Origin of the sequence: Corallibacter vietnamensis (genome assembly GCF_039537875.1) — a bacterium.
Lineage (GTDB): Bacteria > Bacteroidota > Bacteroidia > Flavobacteriales > Flavobacteriaceae > Corallibacter > Corallibacter vietnamensis.
Genome location: NZ_BAABBI010000001.1, coordinates 1,048,509 through 1,072,183 on the forward strand (window position 1 = coordinate 1,048,509; position 23,675 = coordinate 1,072,183).

15 protein-coding genes and 1 tRNA gene are annotated in these 23,675 nt (G+C 34.0%); 10 read left to right on the top strand and 6 right to left on the bottom strand.

Annotated elements, in window-relative coordinates:
* Positions 1–143 precede the first annotated feature (143 nt).
* The 3 genes from ABD690_RS04805 to ABD690_RS04815 are packed head-to-tail and all read right to left on the bottom strand — an operon-like array spanning position 144 to position 5,459.
* Entirely contained in the window at positions 144–1,151 is a 1,008-nt protein-coding gene (locus ABD690_RS04805; RefSeq protein ID WP_344727686.1) for an isoaspartyl peptidase/L-asparaginase family protein, read from the bottom strand.
* Entirely contained in the window at positions 1,148–2,458 is a 1,311-nt protein-coding gene (locus tag ABD690_RS04810) for a sugar MFS transporter (protein ID WP_344727688.1), read from the bottom strand. Before ABD690_RS04810 ends, ABD690_RS04805 begins: the two co-directional genes overlap by 4 nt.
* A gap of 19 nt (positions 2,459–2,477) precedes the next feature.
* Complete coding sequence (locus ABD690_RS04815) at positions 2,478–5,459, bottom strand: GH92 family glycosyl hydrolase (protein WP_344727690.1); 2,982 nt, start codon at positions 5,457–5,459, stop codon at positions 2,478–2,480.
* Positions 5,460–5,500: 41 nt separating this feature from the next.
* Here ABD690_RS04815 and ABD690_RS04820 point away from each other — a divergent pair, with 41 nt between their 5' ends.
* The 6 genes from ABD690_RS04820 to ABD690_RS04845 all read left to right on the top strand — a co-directional run bounded on the left by ABD690_RS04820 (position 5,501) and on the right by ABD690_RS04845 (position 13,872).
* Complete coding sequence (locus tag ABD690_RS04820; RefSeq protein WP_344727692.1) at positions 5,501–7,771, top strand: glycoside hydrolase family 20 protein; 2,271 nt, start codon at positions 5,501–5,503, stop codon at positions 7,769–7,771.
* A 6-nt stretch (positions 7,772–7,777) separates the two neighbouring features.
* A complete protein-coding gene (locus ABD690_RS04825; protein WP_344727695.1) occupies positions 7,778–8,479 on the top strand; it encodes a copper homeostasis protein CutC in 702 nt (233 codons plus the stop codon).
* Positions 8,476–9,672, top strand: a complete 1,197-nt coding sequence (locus tag ABD690_RS04830) for a PNGase F N-terminal domain-containing protein (protein ID WP_344727697.1) — start codon at positions 8,476–8,478, stop codon at positions 9,670–9,672. The genes ABD690_RS04825 and ABD690_RS04830 overlap by 4 nt, the downstream gene beginning before the upstream one ends.
* Positions 9,665–12,133 (top strand): beta-mannosidase, encoded by a 2,469-nt coding sequence (locus ABD690_RS04835; RefSeq protein WP_344727699.1) that lies wholly within the window; start codon positions 9,665–9,667, stop codon positions 12,131–12,133. Before ABD690_RS04830 ends, ABD690_RS04835 begins: the two co-directional genes overlap by 8 nt.
* Before the next feature lie 61 nt (positions 12,134–12,194).
* Positions 12,195–13,430: a metallophosphoesterase gene (locus ABD690_RS04840; RefSeq protein ID WP_344727703.1), complete on the top strand. Its 1,236-nt coding sequence runs from the start codon at positions 12,195–12,197 to the stop codon at positions 13,428–13,430.
* 145 nt (positions 13,431–13,575) lie between these two features.
* Positions 13,576–13,872, top strand: coding sequence for a thioredoxin family protein (locus ABD690_RS04845; RefSeq protein WP_344727707.1), 297 nt, complete (start codon positions 13,576–13,578; stop codon positions 13,870–13,872).
* On the opposite strand, the gene ABD690_RS04850 is transcribed toward ABD690_RS04845, so the two are convergent.
* Entirely contained in the window at positions 13,853–14,521 is a 669-nt protein-coding gene (locus tag ABD690_RS04850) for a polysaccharide deacetylase family protein (RefSeq protein WP_344727709.1), read from the bottom strand. The genes ABD690_RS04845 and ABD690_RS04850 overlap by 20 nt on opposite strands.
* Positions 14,521–17,865 (bottom strand): DUF2723 domain-containing protein, encoded by a 3,345-nt coding sequence (locus tag ABD690_RS04855; RefSeq protein ID WP_344727712.1) that lies wholly within the window; start codon positions 17,863–17,865, stop codon positions 14,521–14,523. The genes ABD690_RS04850 and ABD690_RS04855 overlap by 1 nt, the downstream gene beginning before the upstream one ends.
* A gap of 152 nt (positions 17,866–18,017) precedes the next feature.
* On the opposite strand from ABD690_RS04855, the gene ABD690_RS04860 reads away from it, so the two are divergent.
* Positions 18,018–18,090: transfer RNA gene (locus tag ABD690_RS04860), tRNA-Gln, on the top strand.
* Between the two features lie 49 nt (positions 18,091–18,139).
* Here ABD690_RS04860 and ABD690_RS04865 read toward each other — a convergent pair.
* Positions 18,140–18,964: a universal stress protein gene (locus ABD690_RS04865; protein WP_344727715.1), complete on the bottom strand. Its 825-nt coding sequence runs from the start codon at positions 18,962–18,964 to the stop codon at positions 18,140–18,142.
* 165 nt (positions 18,965–19,129) lie between these two features.
* Between ABD690_RS04865 and rimP the strand changes: the two genes are divergently transcribed.
* The 3 genes from rimP to infB are packed head-to-tail and all read left to right on the top strand — an operon-like array spanning position 19,130 to position 23,619.
* Complete coding sequence (rimP, locus tag ABD690_RS04870; protein WP_344727719.1) at positions 19,130–19,591, top strand: ribosome assembly cofactor RimP; 462 nt, start codon at positions 19,130–19,132, stop codon at positions 19,589–19,591.
* 11 nt (positions 19,592–19,602) lie between these two features.
* Complete coding sequence (gene nusA / locus ABD690_RS04875; protein ID WP_344727722.1) at positions 19,603–20,835, top strand: transcription termination factor NusA; 1,233 nt, start codon at positions 19,603–19,605, stop codon at positions 20,833–20,835.
* Between the two features lie 30 nt (positions 20,836–20,865).
* The gene (gene infB, locus ABD690_RS04880; protein ID WP_344727725.1) at positions 20,866–23,619 is read left to right on the top strand and encodes a translation initiation factor IF-2; all 2,754 of its coding nucleotides are present in this window, start codon (positions 20,866–20,868) and stop codon (positions 23,617–23,619) included.
* Positions 23,620–23,675: the final 56 nt, after the last annotated feature.

Here is a 23,675-nt window from a genome sequence, read left to right on the forward strand (position 1 = left end):
TAGATGTAATGCAGGATTATTTGATGATTTGGGAGTTAAAACATAAAACATCGATAAAGTGCATTTTTGTTTTTAAGTCATTTATAATCAGTGATTTATTTGTTATTTTTCAGATGACGGTATTACTTTCATAGATAAAATGCTTATTCTGTTTTAATAAAATGATTAGATGTTTGATTGGTATTCTCTCCATTTTGAAATTTTGTCATACTAAAACCGTTATGAATAGAATAACTTCCTGTTTCTCCTTGTTTGTTTACAGCAATGTACCCAACCTGAAAATCCTTGTAATTGCTATTAGGTTTACTAACAATACGATTTATAGCTTCTTCACAAGCTTCTTGCGGCGATTTACCTTGGCGCATCAATTCAACCACCAGAAAGCTACCAACTGTTTTTACAACTTCTTCACCCAATCCAGTAGCTACACAAGCACCAATTTCGTTATCTACAAATAAACCAGAACCAATTATTGGGCTATCACCAACACGACCAGCCATTTTATAAGCAAGACCACTTGTTGTACAGGCACCAGAAATATCGCCATTTTCATCAATAGCAAGCATGCCAATAGTATCGTGATTTTCAATGTTAATAATAGGTTTGTACTCGCTTTTTACTTTCCATGCCTCCCAAGCTTTTTTTGATGATTCCGTTAGTAAGTTGTCCTTTGGCATTCCTAATTCATAGGCGTATTGTTCAGCGCCTTTTCCAGCAAGCATAACATGTGGTGTGTCTTCCATAACTTTACGGGCTACTGAAACGGCATGTACAATATTTTCAAGATATACTACTGAACCACAATTACCATGCTTGTCCATAATGCAAGCATCTAACGTTACGCGACCATCACGATCTGGTAAACCGCCTTTTCCTACGGAAGTATTATTGACATCAGCTTCTTCAACCATGCAGCCTTTTTCAACGGCATCTAATGCAGAACCTCCTTTTTTTAGAGTTTCCCAAGCTTTTGAAGTAGCATTAGGTACATTCCAAGTCGCAATAACTAATGGAAGTGATGCTTTCGGGTTTGCAACAACTGAAGTTTTTTCGTTTTTTGAATTCTCTTGAGCACATGCAATTAATGATGAACCAACGGTTAATCCAACTCCTGTAAGTGAAGCGTTTTTTATAAAGTGTCTGCGTTTCATAGATTAAAAGTTTTTTTAGAGTTTCGGTAACCATAATACAAGATGTAAGTATAAGCACAAATCACCAAAAACAAAGCAGGTTTAAATCCAATGTTATCTGTTAGAAATCCGTATGCAGGCGGAATAATAGCTCCACCAACAATAGCAGTACATAAAAGCCCTGAACCTTTTGGTTTTAACGACCCAATACCATCAATAGCCAATGTGAAAATAGTAGGGAACATAATAGAATTGAATAATCCTACCGCTAAAATACTCCACATGGAGACCAACCCTGTTGTGCTTATAGATAGCAAGATTAAAGCAACAGCACAAGTAGCAAATATACCAAGTACTTTTCCAGGGTTGATGATTTTGGTTAAGTACGAACCTATAAAACGTCCTATCATAGCACCTGACCAATAAAAGGTAACAAATACACCAACAACTGCTTTGTCATCTTTTTCAGCTAAACCAGAATTTAGTAGTGATTCAGCGATTGATTTCATAAACCCTTCTTCTTTGATGAGTGATACTAAATTCATATCCATAAAATAATTTACCAAGTAACTACCTATAGCAACTTCGGCTCCTACATAACAGAAAATGCCAAATACACCAAGCATAAGGTTTTTCTGCTTTAAGGCATCTTTATAAGTTCCTGTTTCGGTTTCGCTGATAAGTTTTGGGAGTTTAGCAAAAAAGAAATAGATAGCAATAAGTACGATAAACAATGCTAGACCAATAAAAGGTGTTTGAACAGCTGAAGCTTCAGCAATTAAATATTGTTCTTTAGCAGTGCCAACCAAAGCACCTATTTCGTCTTTAGTTTTAATTTTATCACTTAAAATGAACAATGCACCAATGGCAGGAGCAATTGCAGTTCCTAATGAATTGAAGGCTTGCGATAAATTTAATCGACTAGATGCACCATCTTCAGAACCCAAAACTGCAACATACGGATTTGCTGCTACCTGTAAAATGGTAATGCCTCCAGCTAAAATAAAATAAGCCAACATAAATATTCCAAATACACGATATGAGGCTGCAGGATAAAACAACAAGCAGCCTAATGCCATAGTAACCAAGCCTAGAATAATTCCTTTTTTATAACCAATTTTTGAGAGGATGTAACTCGCAGGAATTGACAGTAAGAAAAAGGCACCAAAAAACGCAAATTGAACCATACCTGCTTGAAAGTAGGTGAGTGTGAAAAGCTCTCTTAATCGAGGTATGAGGGAATCGACTAAAACTGTTATAAATCCCCAAAGGAAAAATAATACAGTAAGTAGAATGAATGATGAGCGATAGGATTTTTGTTGGGTCATGATTAAATGTTAGTTAGTTTTATTTAATAGTAATTTCATCAGCAAATAGCCAGCTTCTTCCGTCGTGTTCGTGACCTAAATGCCATTTTGGGAGTTCGCCTAGTGTTTTGGCTTTTATTTTTATGTAACGATAGTTGTTTTTTAGTGGTTTACTAAATCGATAGTTTGCATTGTTTTCTATAATAAATTCTACATTTTTAATGTCAACTTCATCAGAAGGTACTATTTCATATAAACTATATTTTCCTATAGATTCGAAATTTTCACCATCAGTGGAACCAAAACAAGCAACTTCAGTAGGATAAAATATCCAAGAGCGTTGGTCTTCCAAGAAGTTTATGGTAACCAGATTAACATGGGTTTCTTTTCCTAAATCTACTGTTGCTATCAAATCAGTATTATGATATCCTTGCCAAGTACCAGTTCTAAAATCTTGAGTTCCAAGAATGCCATCAATTAAGGCATCATTACCACCACCATTATATTGGTTGGCGTATTCGGTTTCAAGAGTAATAGAAAGGTTAGGGTCTATTTTATAAAACTTGGTTTCAACCGTTGCGCTTTTGATTTTGTTTTTTTCTGAATACACATTCAAGTTTGTAGCTTCTGAAATTGTAAAAGGCGCATCGTATAATTTGAAATCTTCATCATTCAAACTATAAAAAATGGAAACTTCATTATCTACATTTTCTAAAACAACTTCAGTTTCACCTTTAAAAGCGACATCGCCTTTTGCAATAAAAGGCACAGGAACAACGAGATGTTCGTCAATGCTTGTATTAGGTTCTTGTCCTTCTTGACTTCCCCAAACAGCTGGATTGTCGGTCATTTTAAATTCTAATGTGCCACCTTCTGCAATTTCGTTGTGATAAATAAATGTTCTGTCAAGCGATTTTCCGTTGAGGTAAACATGCTCAATGTAAATGTTTTTATCGCTTAAGTTAGTTGCTACGATATTAAATTGCTTACCATTTTCTAGATTGATTGTGGCTTTGTCAAATAAAGGTGTGCCAATAATGTATTGATTACTTGCTGGCGTAACAGGATAGAATCCCATTGATGAAAACACATACCAAGCACTCATTTGTCCACAATCTTCATTACCCGAAATACCATCAGGTGTGTTAGTGTATAATTCGGTTAAAATTTGGTGAACGCGTTCTTGAGTTTTATGTGGCTTATTTACAAAATTATAAAGGTAAGCCATGTGATGACTTGGCTCATTACCATGTGCATATTGCCCAATGAGACCTGTGATGTCTACTTGATGACGCCCAGAAGTTTTGTCATTGGCAGTAAATAACGTGTCTAATTGGATTTCGAGTTTATCTTTTCCGCCTAATAAGTTTATAAACCCAGAAATATCTTGCGGCACATAAAAACTGTATTGCCAAGAATTAGCTTCGGTATAATTGAAGTTCACTTCATAAGGGTCAAAAGGTGCAAACCATGTATTTCTAAAACGACCACGCATAAATTTGGTTTCTGGGTCGTAACTGTTTTTATAATATTGCGCACGTTCCGTATAAGTTTTGTAATCTTCGGTTTTGTTCATGGCTTTTGCCATTTGAGCAATGGTCCAGTCGTCATAGGCATATTCCAAAGTTTTTGAAACAGATTCGCTTTCTTCTTCTACAGGAATAAACCCAAGTTCTTTGTAGCTTTTCAATCCTAACTTATCTCGTGTTGCACTGTGCTTCATGGCTTCAAAAGCTTTTTCGGTGTTGTACCCACGAATCCCTTTTAAGTAAGCATCAGCAATTACAGGTACTGCGTGATAACCAATCATGCAACCCGTGTAATTAGCGCTTAAATCCCAAATTGGCATGATGCCGCCTTCGTCGTATTTTGCTAAAAATGTATTGATGAAATCGTTCGTTCGGTCTTCTTCAATAATGGTGTAAAGCGGATGCGCTGCACGATAGGTGTCCCAAAGCGAGAATACTGTGTAATACTCAAAATCTTTGGTTTCATGAATTTCCAAATCCATACCACGATATCTTCCATCAACATCTTGATATAAGTTTGGCGCAATCATAGTGTGATATAATGCCGTGTAAAAGTTGGTTTTGTAGTCATTATTTGTGCTTTCAACCACAATTTTTTCTAGTTGCTGCTCCCAAGTGTTTTGAGCTTCGGTTTTAATATCGTCAAAGGTTTTGTCTCCTATTTCAGTTTCCCAATTGCGTTTAGCGCCAGCTTCATCAACTGCTGAAATACCTATTTTAATATAAATAGGATCATTGTTTGGGTTTTTGAATTTTATAGCAGCCTTTTTGCTTTGGTATTTGTAGTTTTTAGAAACTTCAGTATCATTTTCAACATAAGAAATGCTTTCAATAGATTTTGAAAAATGCATGTCAAAAAACAAACGTTGGTCTGTTGCCCAAGCTTTGGAATGTCTATAACCTTTAATCGATTGACTATCTACCATCTGAATTTTATAGTCCAAAAGTTGGTCGCGATGGTCTAAATCTAAAATCACGTATTGATTTTCAGAAGAAGGAAATAGGTATTTATGTATACCACTTCGTTTAGAAACGGTCAGTTCCACATCAATTTCTGTAGAATCTAAATGTACTTTATAATAACCTGGTTCAGCCATTTCGTTGTCATGAGAAAAATGTGCTCTGTAACCTGATTGTCCGTCAGCTCCATTGTTAAAAGCAACCTTGTTTGTTGGCATCAATAAAATGTCACCATAGTCAGAAACTCCTGTTCCGCTTAAATGTGTATGTGAAAAGCCATAGATATATTCATCTGAATAATGATAACCAGAGCAACCATCCCAACCATCAAGTCGCGTATCTGGAGATAGTTGCATCATACCAAAAGGCATAGTTGCTCCAGGATAGGTATGACCATGACCACCAGTACCAATAAACGGATTAACATAAGAAATTAAAGATTTGTCTTTTTGAGCAGGCGTAGAAGGCGAAGGTTTCTTGCAGCTTGTAATTGATAAAATCGTAATAAATAGAGGTAAAAAATGAAGTTTCATTAAAATTAGATTGCTAAATTTAAAGCATCTAATATACTAAAATGCTAACCAAGAATTTTTTTGTTTCTATTGTTTTTCTGATTTTGATTTTTAATTGCGATCAAAAACCTACAGAAGTTGTTGCTTCTCAAATAATCCCCGTTCCTAATGAAAAGGTTGTAAGTGAATCATATTTTATTTTAAGCAGTAATATAGGGATGCAATATGATGTTGCATTTAAGACATCTGCTGATTTTTTAAAAACATTTATAGAAGAAGGTAGCTCGATAAAAATTAAAGACAACAATGATATTACATTTATTAAAGATGAAAATATCAAAAACCCAGAGGGATATCAGCTAGAGATAACTCCTAGTCAAATCACTATTAAAGCAAAAACAGATCAAGGTGCTTCTTATGCTGTACAAACTTTAAGGCAATTATTACCTGTTGGTTTTGAAAATGGTTCTTTTGCAAGCAGAGAAATAGCAATACAGTGTTTGAAGATAGAAGATGCGCCGAGATTTCAGTATCGAGGTATGCATCTAGATGTTGCTAGACATATGTTTTCAGTAGAATTTATCAAAAAATATATTGATGCTTTGGCGATGCTAAAAGTGAATACTTTTCATTGGCATTTAACAGACGATCAAGGTTGGCGCATAGAAATAAAAAAATATCCCAAACTACAACAAACAGCAGCTTTTAGAGATGAAACCTTGGTAGGACATTTTTCTGATCAACCCTCAACTTATGATGGCAAACGCTATGGTGGATTTTACACACAAGAAGACATCAAAGATGTTGTGGCTTATGCTAAAAACCGACATATAAAAGTGATTCCGGAGATTGAAATGCCTGGTCATGCACAAGCAGCTATTGCAGCTTACCCTGAATTAGGTTGTCATGAAGACTCTATAAAAGTAGCAAAAACTTGGGGCGTTTTTGATGATATTTTTTGCGCTGGAAAAGATGAAATATTCGTGTTTTTACAAGATGTTTTAGATGAGGTTATCACATTATTTCCAAGTAAATATATTCATATTGGTGGCGATGAAGCGCCAAAAACGCATTGGAAAACATGCGAGGCTTGTCAAAACCGAATTAAAAAAGAAGGATTAAAAGACGAGCACGAGTTACAAAGCTATTTTATTCAGCGTATAGAAAAATATCTAAATAATAAAGGTAAACAAATCATTGGTTGGGATGAGATTTTAGAAGGCGGATTAGCGCCCAATGCCACGGTTATGTCATGGCGAGGAACCAATGGTGCGGTTGAAGCTGCCAAGCAACATCATAACGTTATAATGACACCAACTAGTCATTGTTATTTTGATTATTATCAATCTACTAATAAAGACGAACCACTAGCTATTGGAGGCTATTTGCCGCTAGAAAAAGTATATAGTTTTAATCCTATTCCAGAGGCGTTAAATCAAGAGGAGTCGCAATATGTTTTAGGTGTTCAAGGGAACTTATGGACCGAATATATTCCTAAAGAAAACCAAGTTGAATACATGGTGTTTCCAAGAGCTCTTGCCATGAGTGAAATAGCGTGGAGTAAACGAGAAAATATAAACTATGAAGATTTTGTATCAAGAGTAGAAGCTTTTAATAAGCGTTTGGAAGCGTTGGAAATTAATTATGCCAATCATTTATATGAGGTAGAAGGTGAATTGATTTCAGAACAAGGCGTGCCTTCTTATAAATTAGAAACATTAATTAAAGATAAAATTATTCGGTTTACAACAGATGGTTCTTTGCCAACACAAGAGTCACAGGTTTATAAGAAACCTATTCCTTTTACAGAAGATATGACTATAACAGCTGCTGTTTTTAATGAGAAAAAGCAACTAGGAACAACATTTACTGAAACCTTTAATTATCATAAAGCTGTGGGTAAAAATATCACCCTAAATCCTGATCCCAGTAAAGTGTATTCAGGCAGTGGAGCTCAAGGTTTAATAAACGGTATTTCAGGAAGCGATTCGCGTTATGGCGATAAAGAATGGTTAGGGTTTTGGGGCGATGATGTAGAGATAACTATTGATTTGGGCAAAGCGATGGAAATTAATTCAATTAAAACGCGTTTTTACAACGGGCAAGGACAATGGATTTATGCGCCTAAAAAAATAGAGTTTACATTTGATTCTGAAATAGAAAGTATAAATATTCCCAATACAAATGATATTTTAGTGAATACATCATTCAACCGTAAATTAAAAACGAGGTTTATTAAGTTGAAAATTCCAAATTATGGCGTTATTCCAGAAGGAAGGCAAGGTTCAGGAAATAAAGCATGGACCTTTATTGATGAAATAATAATTAATTAAAAAAGAATGTTGTTAGAAATCTGTGCCAATTCCTATCAATCAGCTGTAAATGCTCAAATAGCAGGAGCACATCGTATAGAATTGTGTAGTGAATTGTCTTTAGGTGGTATCACACCAAGTTACGGACTCATCAAAGAAGTTGTTGAAGTTTTAAATATTCCTGTTTTTGTATTGATTAGACCACGAAGTGGTAATTTTTGTTATTCTGATGCAGAATTTGACATCATGAAACAGGATATTCAAATGTGCAAAAATCTTGGAGTCAAAGGCATTGTATCAGGTGTTTTAAATGAGAATTCTACTATAGATTTAAAACGAACTGAAGCACTAATAGCATTATCCAAACCGCTGTCGTTTACATTTCATCGTGCCTTTGATTGTGTGCCGAATCCAGAAAAATCAATAAAAGAATTAATAAATTTAGGTGCTGATCGTCTTCTAACTTCAGGGCAACATCCTAAAGCTTTAGATGGTATAGCGTTACTTAAATCTTTAAAAAAACAATCCGAAGGAAAAATAAAAATTCTTGTAGGAAGTGGAGTTAATGTTGAAAATATCGCCGAATTTAAAAAAGCAGGATTTGAGGAAATTCATACTTCGGCTTCAAAAGTGATTGCTACAGAATCTTCAGTGTTCTTTGGTGAAAATCCTCAAACGGTATCAGATGTAGATACAATAAAAACTATTCTAAAAATTATTCATACATGAAAATAAAATTCTTAATAATCTTTGCTGTTGTAGTAAGTGCTTGTAAACCGCAAATTAAACCCATTGGAAATACTGATGTTGAGGTTTTTAATAATACCAACTTATATTTTGATGTGGCTTTTAAAAACGATTCTATTAAAAAATCGGATAGTATTTTACGGTTAGATGCTGGTCGCGTATTACTTAAAAAAGTGACATTACCAACATACAAAATTCAGCCTAAAGTTATTGCGGATGTCACACTAACATCAAACGGTGATCCTTGGGACAAATCAGGTTCTTTGTTTGTTGTTCCTGCTTCTGCAGATTTAAGCTTTTTAGATTTAGAAAATAAAACACTTAAAAAAGAACAGTTTACAGATAGTTTTCCTGGTATTAAAACAGCAGTAATTGATGATAAAATCTATCAACCTAATATTGAGCTTTTACGCTTTATGACACCTTTTGGTATTGGTTTTTTTAATGAAGATAAACGTGTAGAAGCTTTAAAACCTGTTTACATTCCAAAATGGGAAGAACAAGTAACATGGCAGCAAGATATTACCCAGTTATTGCCACTTCTTGAAAATGAAGTTTACATAGGTGTTTTTATTGATACGTGGACCAAAGAAGGGTATAACATTTCGGTCAATTTACATTTTGAAGAAAGCACCATTCCTAATCATACAAAAAAGAAACAAGGCGTTATTCCTGTAGTTAATACAGCAAAATATGCTGCGGATCAAAAATTTTATGATGCTTTTTCAAGAGGTAATTTAAAAATTGAAATTCCAACAGATAAAATCCTGAAAAATGCCAGGTTGTACTACATAACTACTGGTCATGGCGGACATGCAGAAGGTGATGAATTTACCAAAAAAGAAAATATCATTAAACTCAACGATTCGGTTATTAAGCAATTTGTTCCTTGGCGTGACGATTGCGCTAGCTTCAGGCGTTTTAATCCAACTTCAGGTGTTTGGATGGAAAAAGCTACTTGGAAAGGTGAAGAGATAGAAGAACGTATTGCTTCGTCAGACTACTCAAGATCAAATTGGTGTCCTGGAAGCGATGTGAAGCCAGAAGTGATTTCTCTTGGAAACCTAGAAAAAGGAACACATATTTTTGAGTTTGCAATTCCTGAAGCGCAAGCCTTGGAAGATGATAAAATTAATTATTGGATGGTTTCAGCATATTTAGTTTATGATGAGTAATTTATTAAAATGTTCTTTGGCTATTTTCACCTTTATGGTTTTGCATGGTTGTCAAGATAAAAACCATGTGCCAGAAACCATTTCTTTAAATTCTAATTGGCAATTTAAAGCTGAAAATACTACCAATTGGTTACCAGCTAATGTTCCTGGAAATGTGTTTTCAGGTTTGTTGCAACACAATAAAATTCCAGACCCTTTTATTGGTAATCATGAAGAGGATGTGCAATGGGTTTCACAAACCAATTGGGAATATAAAACCCATTTTAAAGTTACTCCTGAAACTTTAAAGCGAAAGCACATAGTGTTGAATTTTGAAGGTTTAGATACGTATGCATCTGTGTTTTTAAATGATAGTCTTATCTTGAAAACCAATAATGCATTTCGTGAGTTTTCGGTAGATGTTAAGCCGTTATTAAAAGCTAAAAATAGCTTGCGAATTCTATTTGAAAATACCTCAAAGCATGAAGCGGAAGCTAAATCAAAATTACATTACACATTACCGGAAGGAAACCGAATTTTTACAAGAAAGGCACAATTTCAATACGGTTGGGATTGGGGACCAAAACTCAATGTAAGTGGCATTTGGCGAGATGTAAATTTAGAAACTTGGGATGATTTTAAAATTGAAGATATTTATATTGAGCAGAAAGTATTAAATGATTCGATTGCGAGATGTATTTTGAATGTTTCGGTTTCTTCAGAAGATAAAAGTCATGTGACTTATGATATTTATGTTAATGATACATTGAATACGTCATATTCAAAACAAGATAAATCAGATATTATTTTTAATATCAAAAATCCAAAGCGCTGGTGGCCTCATAATTTAGGCGAGCCTTATTTGTATGATGTAAAAGTGGTTGTAAAAGATGGAGAAACTATTTTAGATAGTGTTTCTAAAAAAGTAGGCTTACGAACAATTGATTTAGTTACTGAAAAAGATAGCTTGGGCGAATCATTTTATTTTAAGGTTAATGGCATTCCAGTATATGCCAAGGGAGCCAATTACATTCCACAGCATAGTTTTCAAAATCAAGTCACAAACAAGCATTATGAGCAGTTGTTGAATGATGTTGTTGATGCTAATATGAATATGCTTCGTGTTTGGGGTGGCGGCATTTATGAGAATGATGTGTTTTATGATTTATGTGATGAAAAAGGCATTTTGGTTTGGCAAGATTTCATGTTTGCTTGTGCTATGTATCCAGGTGATGATACGTTTTTAGAAAATGTACAGCAAGAGGCTATTGATAATGTGAAGCGTTTGCGAAACCATCCATCTGTGGCGTTGTGGTGTGGTAATAATGAAAGCTCTGAAGGTTGGCATCGTTGGGGCTGGCAAGCCGATAGAAGTGAAGCCGAAAAAAGTGAGATTTGGGAAAATTATTTAAAGGTTTTTGATTCTATTTTGCCCAAAACGGTCAGACAATATTCAAATGTTGATTATTGGGAAAGTTCTCCAAAATATGGTCGCGGCAATCCAAACTACGAATTTGAAGGCGATGCGCATGATTGGTGGATTTGGCATGATGGTTATCCATTTGAGCATTTAGAAACGCATGTGCCACGATTTATGAGTGAGTTTGGCTTTCAGTCATTTCCAAGTTATGAAGTGATTAATTATATCAATCAAAATGATACGCTAAATATTACTTCTAAAGCATTTAAAAACCACCAAAAACACTCTAGAGGATTTCAAATCATCGATGCCTATATGCAACGGGACTTTCCTGTTCCTGATAACGTGGAAGACTATGTGTATGTGAGTCAGTTGTTACAGGCTTATGGTATTACCAAAGGTATTGAGGCGCAACGCCGGGCAAGGCCTTATAATATGGGAACACTGTATTGGCAGCTCAATGATTGTTGGCCTGCTGTTTCGTGGTCTAGTATTGATTTTTTTGGAAACTGGAAAGCCTTGCATTACAAGGCAAAACGTAGTTTTGAAAATGTATTGATTTCTTCAAAATTAGAAGGAGATGATCTTAATTTGTTTGTTGTAAATGATAATTATAAATCGCTTTCAGGTGTTTTTTCTGTTAAGATTATGGACTTTTACGGTGTTAAAATTTGGGAAAGCGCTTCGGTAATTGATGTGCCAGAAAACTCAAGTAACTTGATATATGAGATTCCTTTAAAAAACAAAAATATAGCATTCAATGACGTGGTAGTTGTTACTGAATTTAAAGATTATAAATCATACTTTTATTTGGAGAAACCTAAAGATTTGAATTTAGTAAAAGAAACTATTCAGAAAAAAATACTTAAAGTAGATGAAGGTTTTGAAATTGTTTTGCAAAGTAAAACGCTTCAAAAAGATGTGTTTTTATTTTGTAATGAAAAAGGACGCTTTTCCGACAACTATTTTGACTTGTTGCCAAATGAAGAAAAACGCATTGTGTTTAAAACACAATCAGCCTCATTAAGCAATCTTAAAATTAAAACTTTGAATCAACTTTAACAAGATGTTAAAAGACCTTGAGTTTTTAACAGTTATCTTTGTTTCATGATAAACATACTTTATGTCTCGTTGGGTTATTAGACTAATCATACTATCTGTTATTATTCTTATAGCAGAAATTTATGCATTTCAAGCTTTAAAAACAGTAACCAAAAGCCGCGTTATACGTTGGGTTTGGTTGGGAGTTTCTGCTTTAGTATATATCAATTTAATTTACGTTATTTTTTCAACCCCTAGAAGTATGGGGCAAACATTACAATTCCAGTATGCTGTTGGGTTTATGTTGACTATATTAATTCCTAAAGCGGTACTAATTTTAATGATGTTTGGGGAAGATGTTGTGCGAATTATTCAAAAACTGATATCGTTTTTCATGCCAGGAGAAACCATGCCTCTAGCCAGTAGGCGTACTTTTGTGGCTAAATTAGCATTAGGGCTTGCTGCTATTCCGTTTGCAGGATTCATTTATGGTATTATTCAAGGACGATATAACTATAAGGTTTTAAAATATCATTTAGAATTTGATGATTTACCAGAAGCTTTTGATGGCTTTACGATAACGCAAATAACTGATATTCATTCCGGTAGTTTTACTAACAAAGAAAAAATACAGTATGGTGTAGATTTAATTAATGAGCAAAAATCTGATTTAATGCTTTTTACAGGTGATATTGTAAACAATGTTGCCTCTGAAATGGATGATTGGATAGATGTTTTTAAAGTGTTAAAGGCACCTTATGGTAAGTTTTCTGTGCTAGGAAATCATGATTACGGTGATTATGTTGATTGGGAACATCGTGTAGATAAGATTAAAAACTTTGAAGCAGTTAAAGGTATTCACCCTAAAATAGGTTTTGACTTATTGTTAAATGAACATCGATATATCGAAAAAGATGGCCAAAAGCTAGCTTTAATTGGTGTTGAGAACTGGGGAAAAGGTTTTAATCAAGCTGGAGATCTTGAGGTAGCAACCCAAGGAGTTAGCCAGAATGATTTTAAGATTTTAATGTCGCATGATCCTTCTCATTGGGAATATAAGGTGAAAAAAGACGACTTTAATTACCAGCTTACCTTAAGCGGACATACTCATGGTTTGCAAATGGGTATTGAGATACCAGGCTTTTTTAAATGGAGTCCGTCGCAGTATGTCTATAAACAATGGGCAGGATTGTATAAGGAGTTTGGTCGTTATATAAATGTAAATCGAGGATTTGGCTATCACGCATTCCCAGGGCGTGTTGGTATATGGCCAGAAATTACTGTTATTGAACTAAAAAAAGCAACTAAAAACGTTTAGTTGCTCTTCAACCTATTTTATTATTAAGAAATTGCGTATTTTTATAAATAGCACACTGCTAGATGGGTATAATTAGGCTGTCAAATAAGAATAATAAATAAATGTGTAGGTTTATATTACTGCATTTGGCTTAAAACTTTAAAGTATGTCAAAATTTGGAGATTTAATAGATGTAAATATTCCTGTTCTGTTAGATTTTTTTACAGAATGGAATGAGCAATCAAAAGAAATGCATGCTGTGTTGCGTGATGTAGCTGCTGCGCTTGGAGATAAAGCCAAGGTCATAAAAATTGATGTTGACAAAAACAAAGAACTAGCAGAAGCACTTCGTGTAAAAGGTTTGCCAACATTAATTATTTATAAAAACGGCGAAATGAAATGGCGTCATAGCGGTGAACAAGATGCTAATACGCTTATAGGTATTATTCAGGAGTACTTGTGATAGCTTTAAAGGCATACCCTTTTTTACTATAATATTCTAAAACTTTAGGAAGTGCGTACATCATATTTTTTGATGCTTTAACACTATCATGAAACACAATCACGCTTCCGTTTTTAGCGGTGTTTATTACGTTTTTAAAACAGGTTTCTGGGGCTATATTTTTATCCCAGTCTATAGAGATAATTTCCCACATAACTACTTGGTACCCTTTTTTTAAAATATTTTTTCCTTGTTTGGGTGTTATTTGGCCATATGGTGGTCTAAATAGTCGTGATACTTGATGTTCGTTGCTTTCTACATGCAATGCAAAAACCTTTTGGGCTTTCTCTATATTTTTAAGGTAGTCTTTCGTTTTTGTTTTCCAGCCTTTTATGTGATTGTGCGTGTGGTTTCCTACGGCATGCCCGTCTTTTAGAATGCTATTAAAAATCTCTGGGTATTTTTCAACGTTATTTCCTATGCAAAAAAAAGTCGCTTTAGCATTATATTGCTTAAGCGTTTTTAGAGTCCAACCGGTAATTTCAGGAGTTGGGCCGTCATCAAAGGTTAGATAAATTGTTTTATCTATGTTTAAAGGCATGTTCCAAATGTATTTTGGGAACATGCCTTTTATTAGTTTTGGTATTTTAACAGGTGTTGTTAAACTCATTATTCTTCAATTAGCAAACTATCTATTTTAGTTTCTGGAGCTAAATCTGGTTCAGCTGGTCTGTCTCGATAGCTTGGTTCATCTTGATAAAAATGATTAAACAAGTTTAAATAGTTAGTAAACGTCTTAGTTTCTGTTATAGCCATTTCTTTATCGTACTCTTTTACTACATCAACAAGCCCTTTGTAACGTTCAATGTCTGTAATAATGTCTTCAATAACCTCATATTGTTTATCTACAGTTAGCGAGCTATAATAGGTTAGGGTTTCTTGGTATTTTTTAGAAACTTCTTTAAAAAGCTTTCTAGCTTTCTCTGGGGCATCTACTTCATAATATGCACTAATATATGGTTCTAAAAGGGTGTAATATCCATAGTAATTAACAGGCATGTTTTTCATGGCTATATCAGCTATCTCTTCGGCTTTTTTAGGCTTGTCTTCGTTAATGAGTTGCTCTATAAGTCGTGCTAAATTACCACGGTATGTAATAGAGTTTTTACGCGTTTCTGTATCGTGATATAAGTCAGGGTCGCCACTATTTCCCCAATCCCATTTAGTTACTTTATCATACATTAAATCACTGTCAACACGACCCATGTCAAACGGATTTGCCCTGTCAATTGGTGTTTTTATAGGAACAAGTTTGTAGGTCATTCCGTCAAGTTGTAAGTAGTCTTTCATCCAGATGTAATCATCATTACCAAATGCGCCTCCAGTAAAATAAATAGGACGTTTCCAATCGTTGTTGGCAACGATATCTAGCATTAATAAACGGTTTTTGTACAAAGCGCTATCATCAATAGTTATATCTAAATAATCAACAATTTTAGCTGAGTCTTTTTCTTTTACAATACCATATTTTATAGCATTTTCCTTGTTTACAGGTATTCTAACATGTTCAACTGGGAAATAATTAGCCTTTTGAAATTGCAACGGATAAAAACTAGGGTCTTCACCTTGTAATTCTAATATGTATTTGAACTTTGTTTTTGGGTTTTCGCTAGTTACAAAATCCAAAAAGTCTTTGATAAATAAAGTGTCTGTGTTTATGGTTGGTTTTGGGTTTCCTCTGGCATCAAGATAATATGTTTTTTTCATGATGTAATCACGCGTGCCAAATTTGTATTGATCATGTGTAAGTTGTGAAGGAATTGGGTCACTTTCGTAAGCTTTACGTTTCATTTGATCAATGTACCAATCTGTTTGAAATAAGCTTGTGTTAATAATGCGAACATCGCGGCGATATTCTTCAATTTCTTGAGCATACCAAAGGGCAAAGGTGTCATTGTCACCAATAGTGAAAAGAATACCATTTTCAGCACAAGAGTCTAAATACATTTTAGCCATAGCTAAAGCTGTTTTCTTGTTGGATCTATCATGGTCATCCCAATTGTTTGCAGCAAGAATACCAGGAACTAAAACTAGGCAAGCCAAAGTAATGCCTATTGGTAAAAACTTTGATTGAATACGTGTTTTTAAGAAATTAAAAATGGCATAAGCACCAAATCCAATCCATAAGGCAAATACATAAAATGAACCTACTACCGAATAGTCACGTTCTCTTGGTTCAAAAGGTCTTACATTGGTGTAAACTTGTATCGCTAATCCTGTGAAAAGGAAAAACACCAACATTACCCAAAAGCGTTTTTTGTCTGTGTTAAACAAGAAAAATAGTCCTATCAACCCAAGAATAAATGGTAAAAAGTAATAGGTGTTTCTGGCTTTGTTGTTTTTTACATCGCTAGGTAAGTTGTCTTGTGATAAGCCTAAATGCCACTCATCAATAAATTTAATGCCACTTAACCAATTTCCGTGATTGTCAAGTTTTCCTTGAATGTCATCTTGACGTCCTACAAAGTTCCACATAAAATAGCGCCAATACATATAACCTAACTGGTATTCTAGCATATAAGTGATGTTGCTTCCTAATGAAGGTTTTTCAACATCAATGTATTGACCAAACTGTTTTAAAAATCTGTTATAGTCTTCATAGTCAATTAGGCCTTGAACAACATCGTTTTTAAAATCAGAAACAGCTTTACGAAGCCTATTTTCCATTTGATATTCTGGTTTTAGATTAAAATCTAAAAACCCGGTAAATATCATATAGTTTTCTGCGTTTTCAGGGCTCCACATACGTGGAAGAATTGACGAGTGTTTGTGGTTGTAATTTTGCTTGGCATTTTTCCAATCGTTTATAATAACGTATTTACCATTTTTATCGTCTTTTTCATAATTAGGTTTGTCATCAACATAAGGCTCTATTTCATCTAACCCTGAATATTGATCTGTAAACTGTGGTCCGTAAAATAAATGTGTTTCAGGATACTGTTCTAAATTATAATACGCTAAAAGCTCTCTGGCATCAGAAGGGTCATTCTCATTAATTACCACATTAGCATTAGCACGAATAGGAAGCATCATCCAAGAAGAAAACCCGATTACGATAAACGTGATGCAAAGTAAAGTCGTATTAAGGTGCTTGTATTGTTTCTCTCTGGTATATTTTAATCCAAAATATACAAAGGCAACAATAATAAGTCCTGCAATAATGGTTCCGGAATTAAATGGTAAACCAATAGTATTTACAAAGAATATTTCTAAACTACTAAAAAAGCGTAGAATGTTAGGTGCTAACAATTTAAAAACAAATAATAAAATAGCTACAGAAATAGCATTGGCTATAATGAAGTTTTTTACTGTTATTTCTTTATAGTTTTTAAAATAATAAATTAATCCAATTGCAGGAATAGTTAATAACCCCATAAAGTGAACTCCAAACGAAAGTCCTATAATAAAGGCAATTAAAATAAGCCATTTATTACCGCGAGGCTTGTGCATGTCTTGTTCCCAGCGTAAGCCTAAATAAAATAAAACAGACATAATAAGTGTTGCCATGGCATACACTTCGGTTTCAACGGCGTTAAACCAAAATGAATCTGTAAAAGTAAAGGCTAAACTACCCACTAAACCACTGCCTAGAACGGCTATTTTTTGAGATTCAGAAAGCGTATCATCTTTTGAAATTAATTTTTTTAGTAATAATGTAATGGTCCAAAACATAAATAAAATGGTGAATGCACTAGAAACAGCACTCATCATATTCATAACCAAACCTATTTGACTTGGGTCTAGTGCAAACATAGAAAAGAAGGCGCCAAACATTTGAAATAGTGGAGCGCCAGGTGGATGTCCTACTTGTAATTTAGAAGAGGTGAGGATGTATTCTCCAGCATCCCAGAAGCTTACGGTTGGCTCAACGGTTAAGCTGTATGTTATTAAAGCAATTAAAAAGGCTAACCAACCTAAAATGGTATTCCATTTTTTAAAGCTAATATGTGTCATGTATTCTGTGTTTTAAAACCGAAGCGAATTTAACAATAATTATGTAATGAAAGGTCTTTTTAAGGAAACGTTAAGTATTGAAAAATATTTTTCTTTAAAAAATGTTTGTCAAAATAAAACTTTGTTATAAATTTGCAACCGCAATAAAGCGATGGCCTATGGTGTAACTGGCAACACGTCTGGTTTTGGTCCAGAAGAGTCTAGGTTCGAGCCCTAGTAGGCCAACAAAAAAACCTCCTATTTTAGGAGGTTTTTTATTTATATCACTTTTAGGTTATATCTTAAAGGTAATTACGGGGCGTTTTGCGTGGTTCACTAAATCTTCACTAATGCTTCCGTTAAAAAAGTGAGCTATACCTTGTCTGCCATGTGTGCTAATGCCAATTAAATCTGCGTTTATTTCATGAGAAAAATTTAAAATACCTTTCTCTACGCTTTCATCATTGTAAATATTTATAGTGTAATTTTTGAAATCTGTATCTTTAATAAAATCTAAAATTCTACTATTTGCTTTTGATGTAGTTATAAAGTTGCCTGCGGTATTTACTAAAAGTAAATGAATTTTAGCGTTAAATAATGACGCTAATTGAGATGCTTGTTTGTAAGTTTCTTTGTTATCATTTTTAAAATCTGAAGCAAAAACAAAATTATTTATTTCAAAAGCATCATGATGATTTTTTATTACCAAAACAGGTATGTCAGATGAGCGAACAACTTTTTCGGTATTAGAACCAATAAATATCTCTTTAATGCCGCTAACACCATGAGATCCCATAATAATCAAATCGATACCATGCTCTTTACATGTGTTAGAAATGCCCGTAAAAGTCTGATTGAAATCTACAGTTTCGTGAACTGTAACATCATTAAGGTAGTCTTGAGACATTGTCTCTTCAAATTTTTGATGAGCTAACTTCATAAAAAACATAGCTTCGGGAAGTTCGCTATGTTGGCTTAACATGTCAACTTGATCTAATGGTAGCTCAAGCATATGAAGTAAATAAATTTCTGAATTGTGTTTTTTTGCTAAATGTGCAGCAACTTTTAAAGCGTTTTCAGCTTCTTTAGAAAAGTCTGTAGGAACAAGTATTTTTTTCATAAAATATAGGTAATCTGTTAAGTAATAAGTCTGATTCTTAAATTTAAGAATAAAAAATGACATTTCAATCATTATGTAAATCAATATAAAAGTTGTATATTTGCAGCGTTGTAAGAAAAAAGATTAAATGAGGGGACGAAAAGTCCCCTCTTTTTATACCAAGAAATGTTTAGAACAACTGTAGAAAAATTATTAAGTCAAGCACTAGAAGAAAGACAGGATTTATTTCTTATTGAAATGACTGTTGGTGGTGACAATAGCATAAAAGTTATTATTGATGGTGACAACGGAGTAACCGTTGATGATTGTATATATATCAGCAGAGCTGTAGAGCATAATCTAGATAGAGAAGAACAAGACTTCTCGTTAGAAGTTGCATCTGCAGGAGCAGCTTCACCGTTAACCAATAAAAGACAGTTTGTTAAAAACATAGGAAGAACATTAGAGGTAAAAACTTCAGATAATGTTATAAATGGAAATCTTTTAAACGCAACAGAAAATGAAATTGTATTACAGTGGAAATCTCGCGAACCTAAACCAGTAGGGAAAGGGAAAGTAACTGTAGAGAAACAAGCTGAAATAGCTTATGAAAATATTGTAGAAGCAAAAGTTATGATTAAATTTTAATTTAGAAGAGCATGGAAAATCTTGCGTTAATTGAATCTTTTTCAGAGTTTAAAGACGACAAACTAATAGATCGTGTAACATTAATGGCGATTTTAGAGGATGTATTTAGAAATGCATTGAAAAAGAAATTTGGAGATGATGATAATTTTGATATCATTATAAACCCAGATAAAGGCGATTTAGAAATTTGGAGAAACCGTGTTGTTGTAGCAGATGGAGAAGTAGAAGAACCTAATCAAGAAATATCTTTAAGTGAAGCTAGAAAAATAGAACCAGATTTTGAAGTTGGTGAAGATGTATCTGAAGAAGTAAAATTAATAGATTTAGGACGTCGTTCAATTTTAGCATTAAGACAAAACCTTATTTCTAAAATTCACGAACACGATAATACAAACATATACAAGCAGTTTAAAGACTTAATAGGAGATATTTACACTGCAGAAGTACATCATATTCGTCATAGAGCAATTATTTTATTAGATGACGAAGGAAATGAGATAGTTTTACCTAAAGACAAACAAATACCATCAGACTTTTTTAGGAAAGGAGATAATGTAAGAGGCGTTATAGAAAACGTTGAGCTAAAAGGAAATAAGCCAGCCATTATCATGTCTAGAACATCTCCAGTATTTTTAGAAAAACTATTTGAACAAGAAATACCAGAAGTTTTTGATGGTTTAATAACAGTAAAGAAAGTAGTAAGAATTCCAGGCGAAAAAGCAAAAGTAGCCGTAGATTCTTATGACGATAGAATAGACCCAGTAGGAGCCTGTGTAGGTATGAAAGGATCTAGAATACACGGTATCGTTAGAGAATTAGGAAACGAAAATATAGATGTAATTAACTTTACAAACAACTTACAACTATACATAACAAGAGCGTTAAGCCCAGCAAGAGTAACATCTATAAAAATAGATGAAGAAAATAAACGTGCCGAAGCAATACTTAAGCCAGAAGAAGTAAGTAAAGCAATTGGTAGAGGCGGACACAACATACGATTAGCAGGTCAATTAACCGGTTATGAAATAGACGTGTTTAGAGAAGGAGCAGAAGAAGATGTAGAGTTAACAGAGTTCTCAGACGAAATAGAACCTTGGATTATTGCAGAATTCAGCAAAGTAGGTTTAGATACAGCAAAAAGCGTGTTAGAGCAAGATGTTGATGATTTAGTTAAGAGAACAGATTTAGAAGAAGAAACAATTAATGAGGTTATAAGAATTCTTAAAGAAGAATTTGAAGAATAAACAGATTTTAGGTTATATTAAAGGCAATTTATGGCTGAAACAATTAGATTAAATAAAGTATTAAGAGAGCTCAATATTTCTTTAGATCGTGCTGTTGAATTTTTAGATTCAAAAGGCATCGAAATAGAGAAGCGACCAACTACAAAAATCACTCAAGAAGTGTATAAAACACTTTCTGATGAATTTCAAACAGATGCTAGCAAAAAAATGGCGTCTAAAGAAGTTAGTGAGGCCAAGCATAAAGAAAAAGAAGCCCTTAGAGTACAACGCGAGCGCGAACTTGAAGAGAAAGAAAAACAAAAAGAAAAGGCAAGAAAAGAAGCCGAAGCAAAAGAAGCTGAAGTTATTAAAGCCAAAAAGTCTATTTCTGGACCAAAACAAGTTGGCAAAATAAACTTGGACTCTAAAAAGAAGGACGCTCCAAAAGAGCCTGAAAAAGAAACTTTAAGCCAAACTAATCAGCCAGAAAAGGACGTTAAAAAAGAAGAAAAAGTAGAACCGAAAGAAAAGAAAAACGATTCTGCAAAAACTCCCATAAAACAAACGCCTAAAAAAGAAGTTGTTGCTCCTAAAAAGGAAACACCTAAAACAGAACAAAAGCCACCTGAAGAAGAAACCCTAAAAACAAAATATCAAAAGTTAACAGGGCCAAAAATTGCAGGAGACAAAATTGATTTATCTCAATTTAATAAGCCTAAAAAGAAAAAAGAAGAAAAGAAAAAAGACGATAAAGACTCTAATAACAAGAGAAAACGTCGTCGTATAAGTAAAGCTGGAGGGCCTAACAATACAGGAGGTGGAAATTCTGGAAACAATAACAGATTTAGAGGAAAATCTGGTTCAGGAAAAGGAAGACGTAATATTGTTAAAGAAGAACCAAGCGAAGAAGAAGTACAAAAACAAGTAAGAGAAACCCTTGAAAAACTTCAAGGAAAATCTAACAAAGGAAAAGGAGCAAAATACCGTAGAGAGAAAAGAGATCAGCACAGAGAACAAACTGAAAAAGACTTACAGAGTCAAGCAGCAGAAAGCAAGATTCTTAAAGTGACAGAGTTTGTTACAGCTAGCGAGGTAGCTACCATGATGGATGTTTCTGTAACACAAATTATATCAGCATGTATGTCGCTAGGTATGATGGTTACTATGAACCAACGTCTTGATGCAGAAACCCTGTCTATTGTAGCTGAAGAATTTGGCTATGAGGTAGAATTTGTAACCGCTGATATTGAAGAGTCTATAGAAGAGGTTGAAGATAAACCAGAAGATTTAGTAGAAAGAGCTCCTATTGTAACTGTAATGGGACATGTTGATCACGGTAAAACATCACTTTTAGATTATATTCGTGAAGAGAATGTAATTGCAGGAGAATCAGGTGGAATTACCCAACATATTGGAGCTTATGGCGTACAATTGGAAGACGGTCAAAAAATTGCATTTTTAGATACACCAGGTCACGAAGCCTTTACTGCAATGCGTGCGCGTGGTGCGCAAATAACAGATATTGCTATTATTGTAATTGCTGCTGATGATGATATCATGCCACAAACAAAAGAAGCAATTTCTCATGCTCAAGCAGCAGGCGTACCAATTGTATTTGCTATAAACAAGATAGATAGACCAACCGCAAATCCTGATAAAATTAAAGAAGGTCTTGCTAATATGAATTTATTAGTAGAAGATTGGGGTGGTAAAATTCAATCCCAAGATATATCAGCAAAACAAGGAACAGGTGTTAAGGAATTATTAGAAAAAGTGTTGCTAGAAGCTGAATTATTAGAGCTTAAAGCAAACCCAAATAAATCAGCGCAAGGAACTGTTGTTGAAGCTTATCTTGATAAAGGACGTGGATATGTATCTACTATTTTAGTACAAGCAGGAACATTGCGTATAGGAGATTATGTTTTAGCAGGTAAAAATAGTGGTAAGGTAAAAGCTATGCATGACGAAAGAGGTAAAGATATTGCAGAAGCAGGACCATCTACACCAGTATCAATTTTAGGATTAGACGGTGCGCCACAAGCAGGTGATAAATTTAATGTGTTTGAAGACGAGCGTGAAGCAAAACAAATTGCAGCAAAGCGTACACAATTACAGCGAGAGCAATCTGTACGTACTCAACGTCATATTACATTAGACGAGATTGGTCGTCGTATTGCTTTAGGTGATTTCCAAGAGTTGAATATAATTCTTAAAGGTGATGTGGACGGATCTGTTGAAGCACTTACAGATTCATTCCAAAAATTATCAACTGAAGAAATACAAGTAAATATCATCCATAAAGGTGTTGGGCCAATTACAGAAAGTGATGTCTTATTAGCATCAGCATCAGATGCCATTATTATCGGATTTAATGTAAGACCAATGGGTAATGCACGTCAAATAGCTGATAAAGAAGAAATAGATATCAGAACATACTCTATTATTTACGATGCTATAAACGACCTTAAAGACGCTATGGAAGGAATGCTTTCTCCAGAGCTTAAAGAGGAAATTACAGGTAATGCAGAGATTAGAGAAATATTCAAAGTATCTAAAATTGGTAGTATTGCTGGTTGTATGGTGACTTCAGGTAAAATTTATAGAAATGCTGGAGTACGTTTAATTAGAGATGGTGTAGTTATTTATACTGGAGAATTAGCATCTCTAAAACGATTTAAAGACGATGTAAAAGAAGTTTCTAAAGGTTACGATTGTGGTATGCAAATTAAAAACTACAATGACATTAAAGAAGGTGACGTTATTGAAGCATTTAGAGAAGTAGAAGTTAAAAAGAAATTGAAATAATCAGTTTTTATAAAGAAAAAAGAGCGGCCATCAGGCCGCTCTTTTTATTTTATATT

Excerpts from the sequence above, each read along its gene's own strand:
- ABD690_RS04805 (WP_344727686.1), bottom strand. The coding sequence starts at position 1,151 with ATGAAACGCAGACACTTTATAAAAAACGCTTCACTTACAGGAGTTGGA.
- ABD690_RS04810 (WP_344727688.1), bottom strand. The coding sequence starts at position 2,458 with ATGACCCAACAAAAATCCTATCGCTCATCATTCATTCTACTTACTGTA.
- ABD690_RS04815 (WP_344727690.1), bottom strand. The coding sequence starts at position 5,459 with ATGAAACTTCATTTTTTACCTCTATTTATTACGATTTTATCAATTACA.
- ABD690_RS04820 (WP_344727692.1), top strand. The coding sequence starts at position 5,501 with ATGCTAACCAAGAATTTTTTTGTTTCTATTGTTTTTCTGATTTTGATT.
- ABD690_RS04825 (WP_344727695.1), top strand. The coding sequence starts at position 7,778 with ATGTTGTTAGAAATCTGTGCCAATTCCTATCAATCAGCTGTAAATGCT.
- ABD690_RS04830 (WP_344727697.1), top strand. The coding sequence starts at position 8,476 with ATGAAAATAAAATTCTTAATAATCTTTGCTGTTGTAGTAAGTGCTTGT.
- ABD690_RS04835 (WP_344727699.1), top strand. The coding sequence starts at position 9,665 with ATGAGTAATTTATTAAAATGTTCTTTGGCTATTTTCACCTTTATGGTT.
- ABD690_RS04840 (WP_344727703.1), top strand. The coding sequence starts at position 12,195 with ATGTCTCGTTGGGTTATTAGACTAATCATACTATCTGTTATTATTCTT.
- ABD690_RS04845 (WP_344727707.1), top strand. The coding sequence starts at position 13,576 with ATGTCAAAATTTGGAGATTTAATAGATGTAAATATTCCTGTTCTGTTA.
- ABD690_RS04850 (WP_344727709.1), bottom strand. The coding sequence starts at position 14,521 with ATGAGTTTAACAACACCTGTTAAAATACCAAAACTAATAAAAGGCATG.
- ABD690_RS04855 (WP_344727712.1), bottom strand. The coding sequence starts at position 17,865 with ATGACACATATTAGCTTTAAAAAATGGAATACCATTTTAGGTTGGTTA.
- ABD690_RS04865 (WP_344727715.1), bottom strand. The coding sequence starts at position 18,964 with ATGAAAAAAATACTTGTTCCTACAGACTTTTCTAAAGAAGCTGAAAAC.
- rimP (WP_344727719.1), top strand. The coding sequence starts at position 19,130 with ATGTTTAGAACAACTGTAGAAAAATTATTAAGTCAAGCACTAGAAGAA.
- nusA (WP_344727722.1), top strand. The coding sequence starts at position 19,603 with ATGGAAAATCTTGCGTTAATTGAATCTTTTTCAGAGTTTAAAGACGAC.
- infB (WP_344727725.1), top strand. The coding sequence starts at position 20,866 with ATGGCTGAAACAATTAGATTAAATAAAGTATTAAGAGAGCTCAATATT.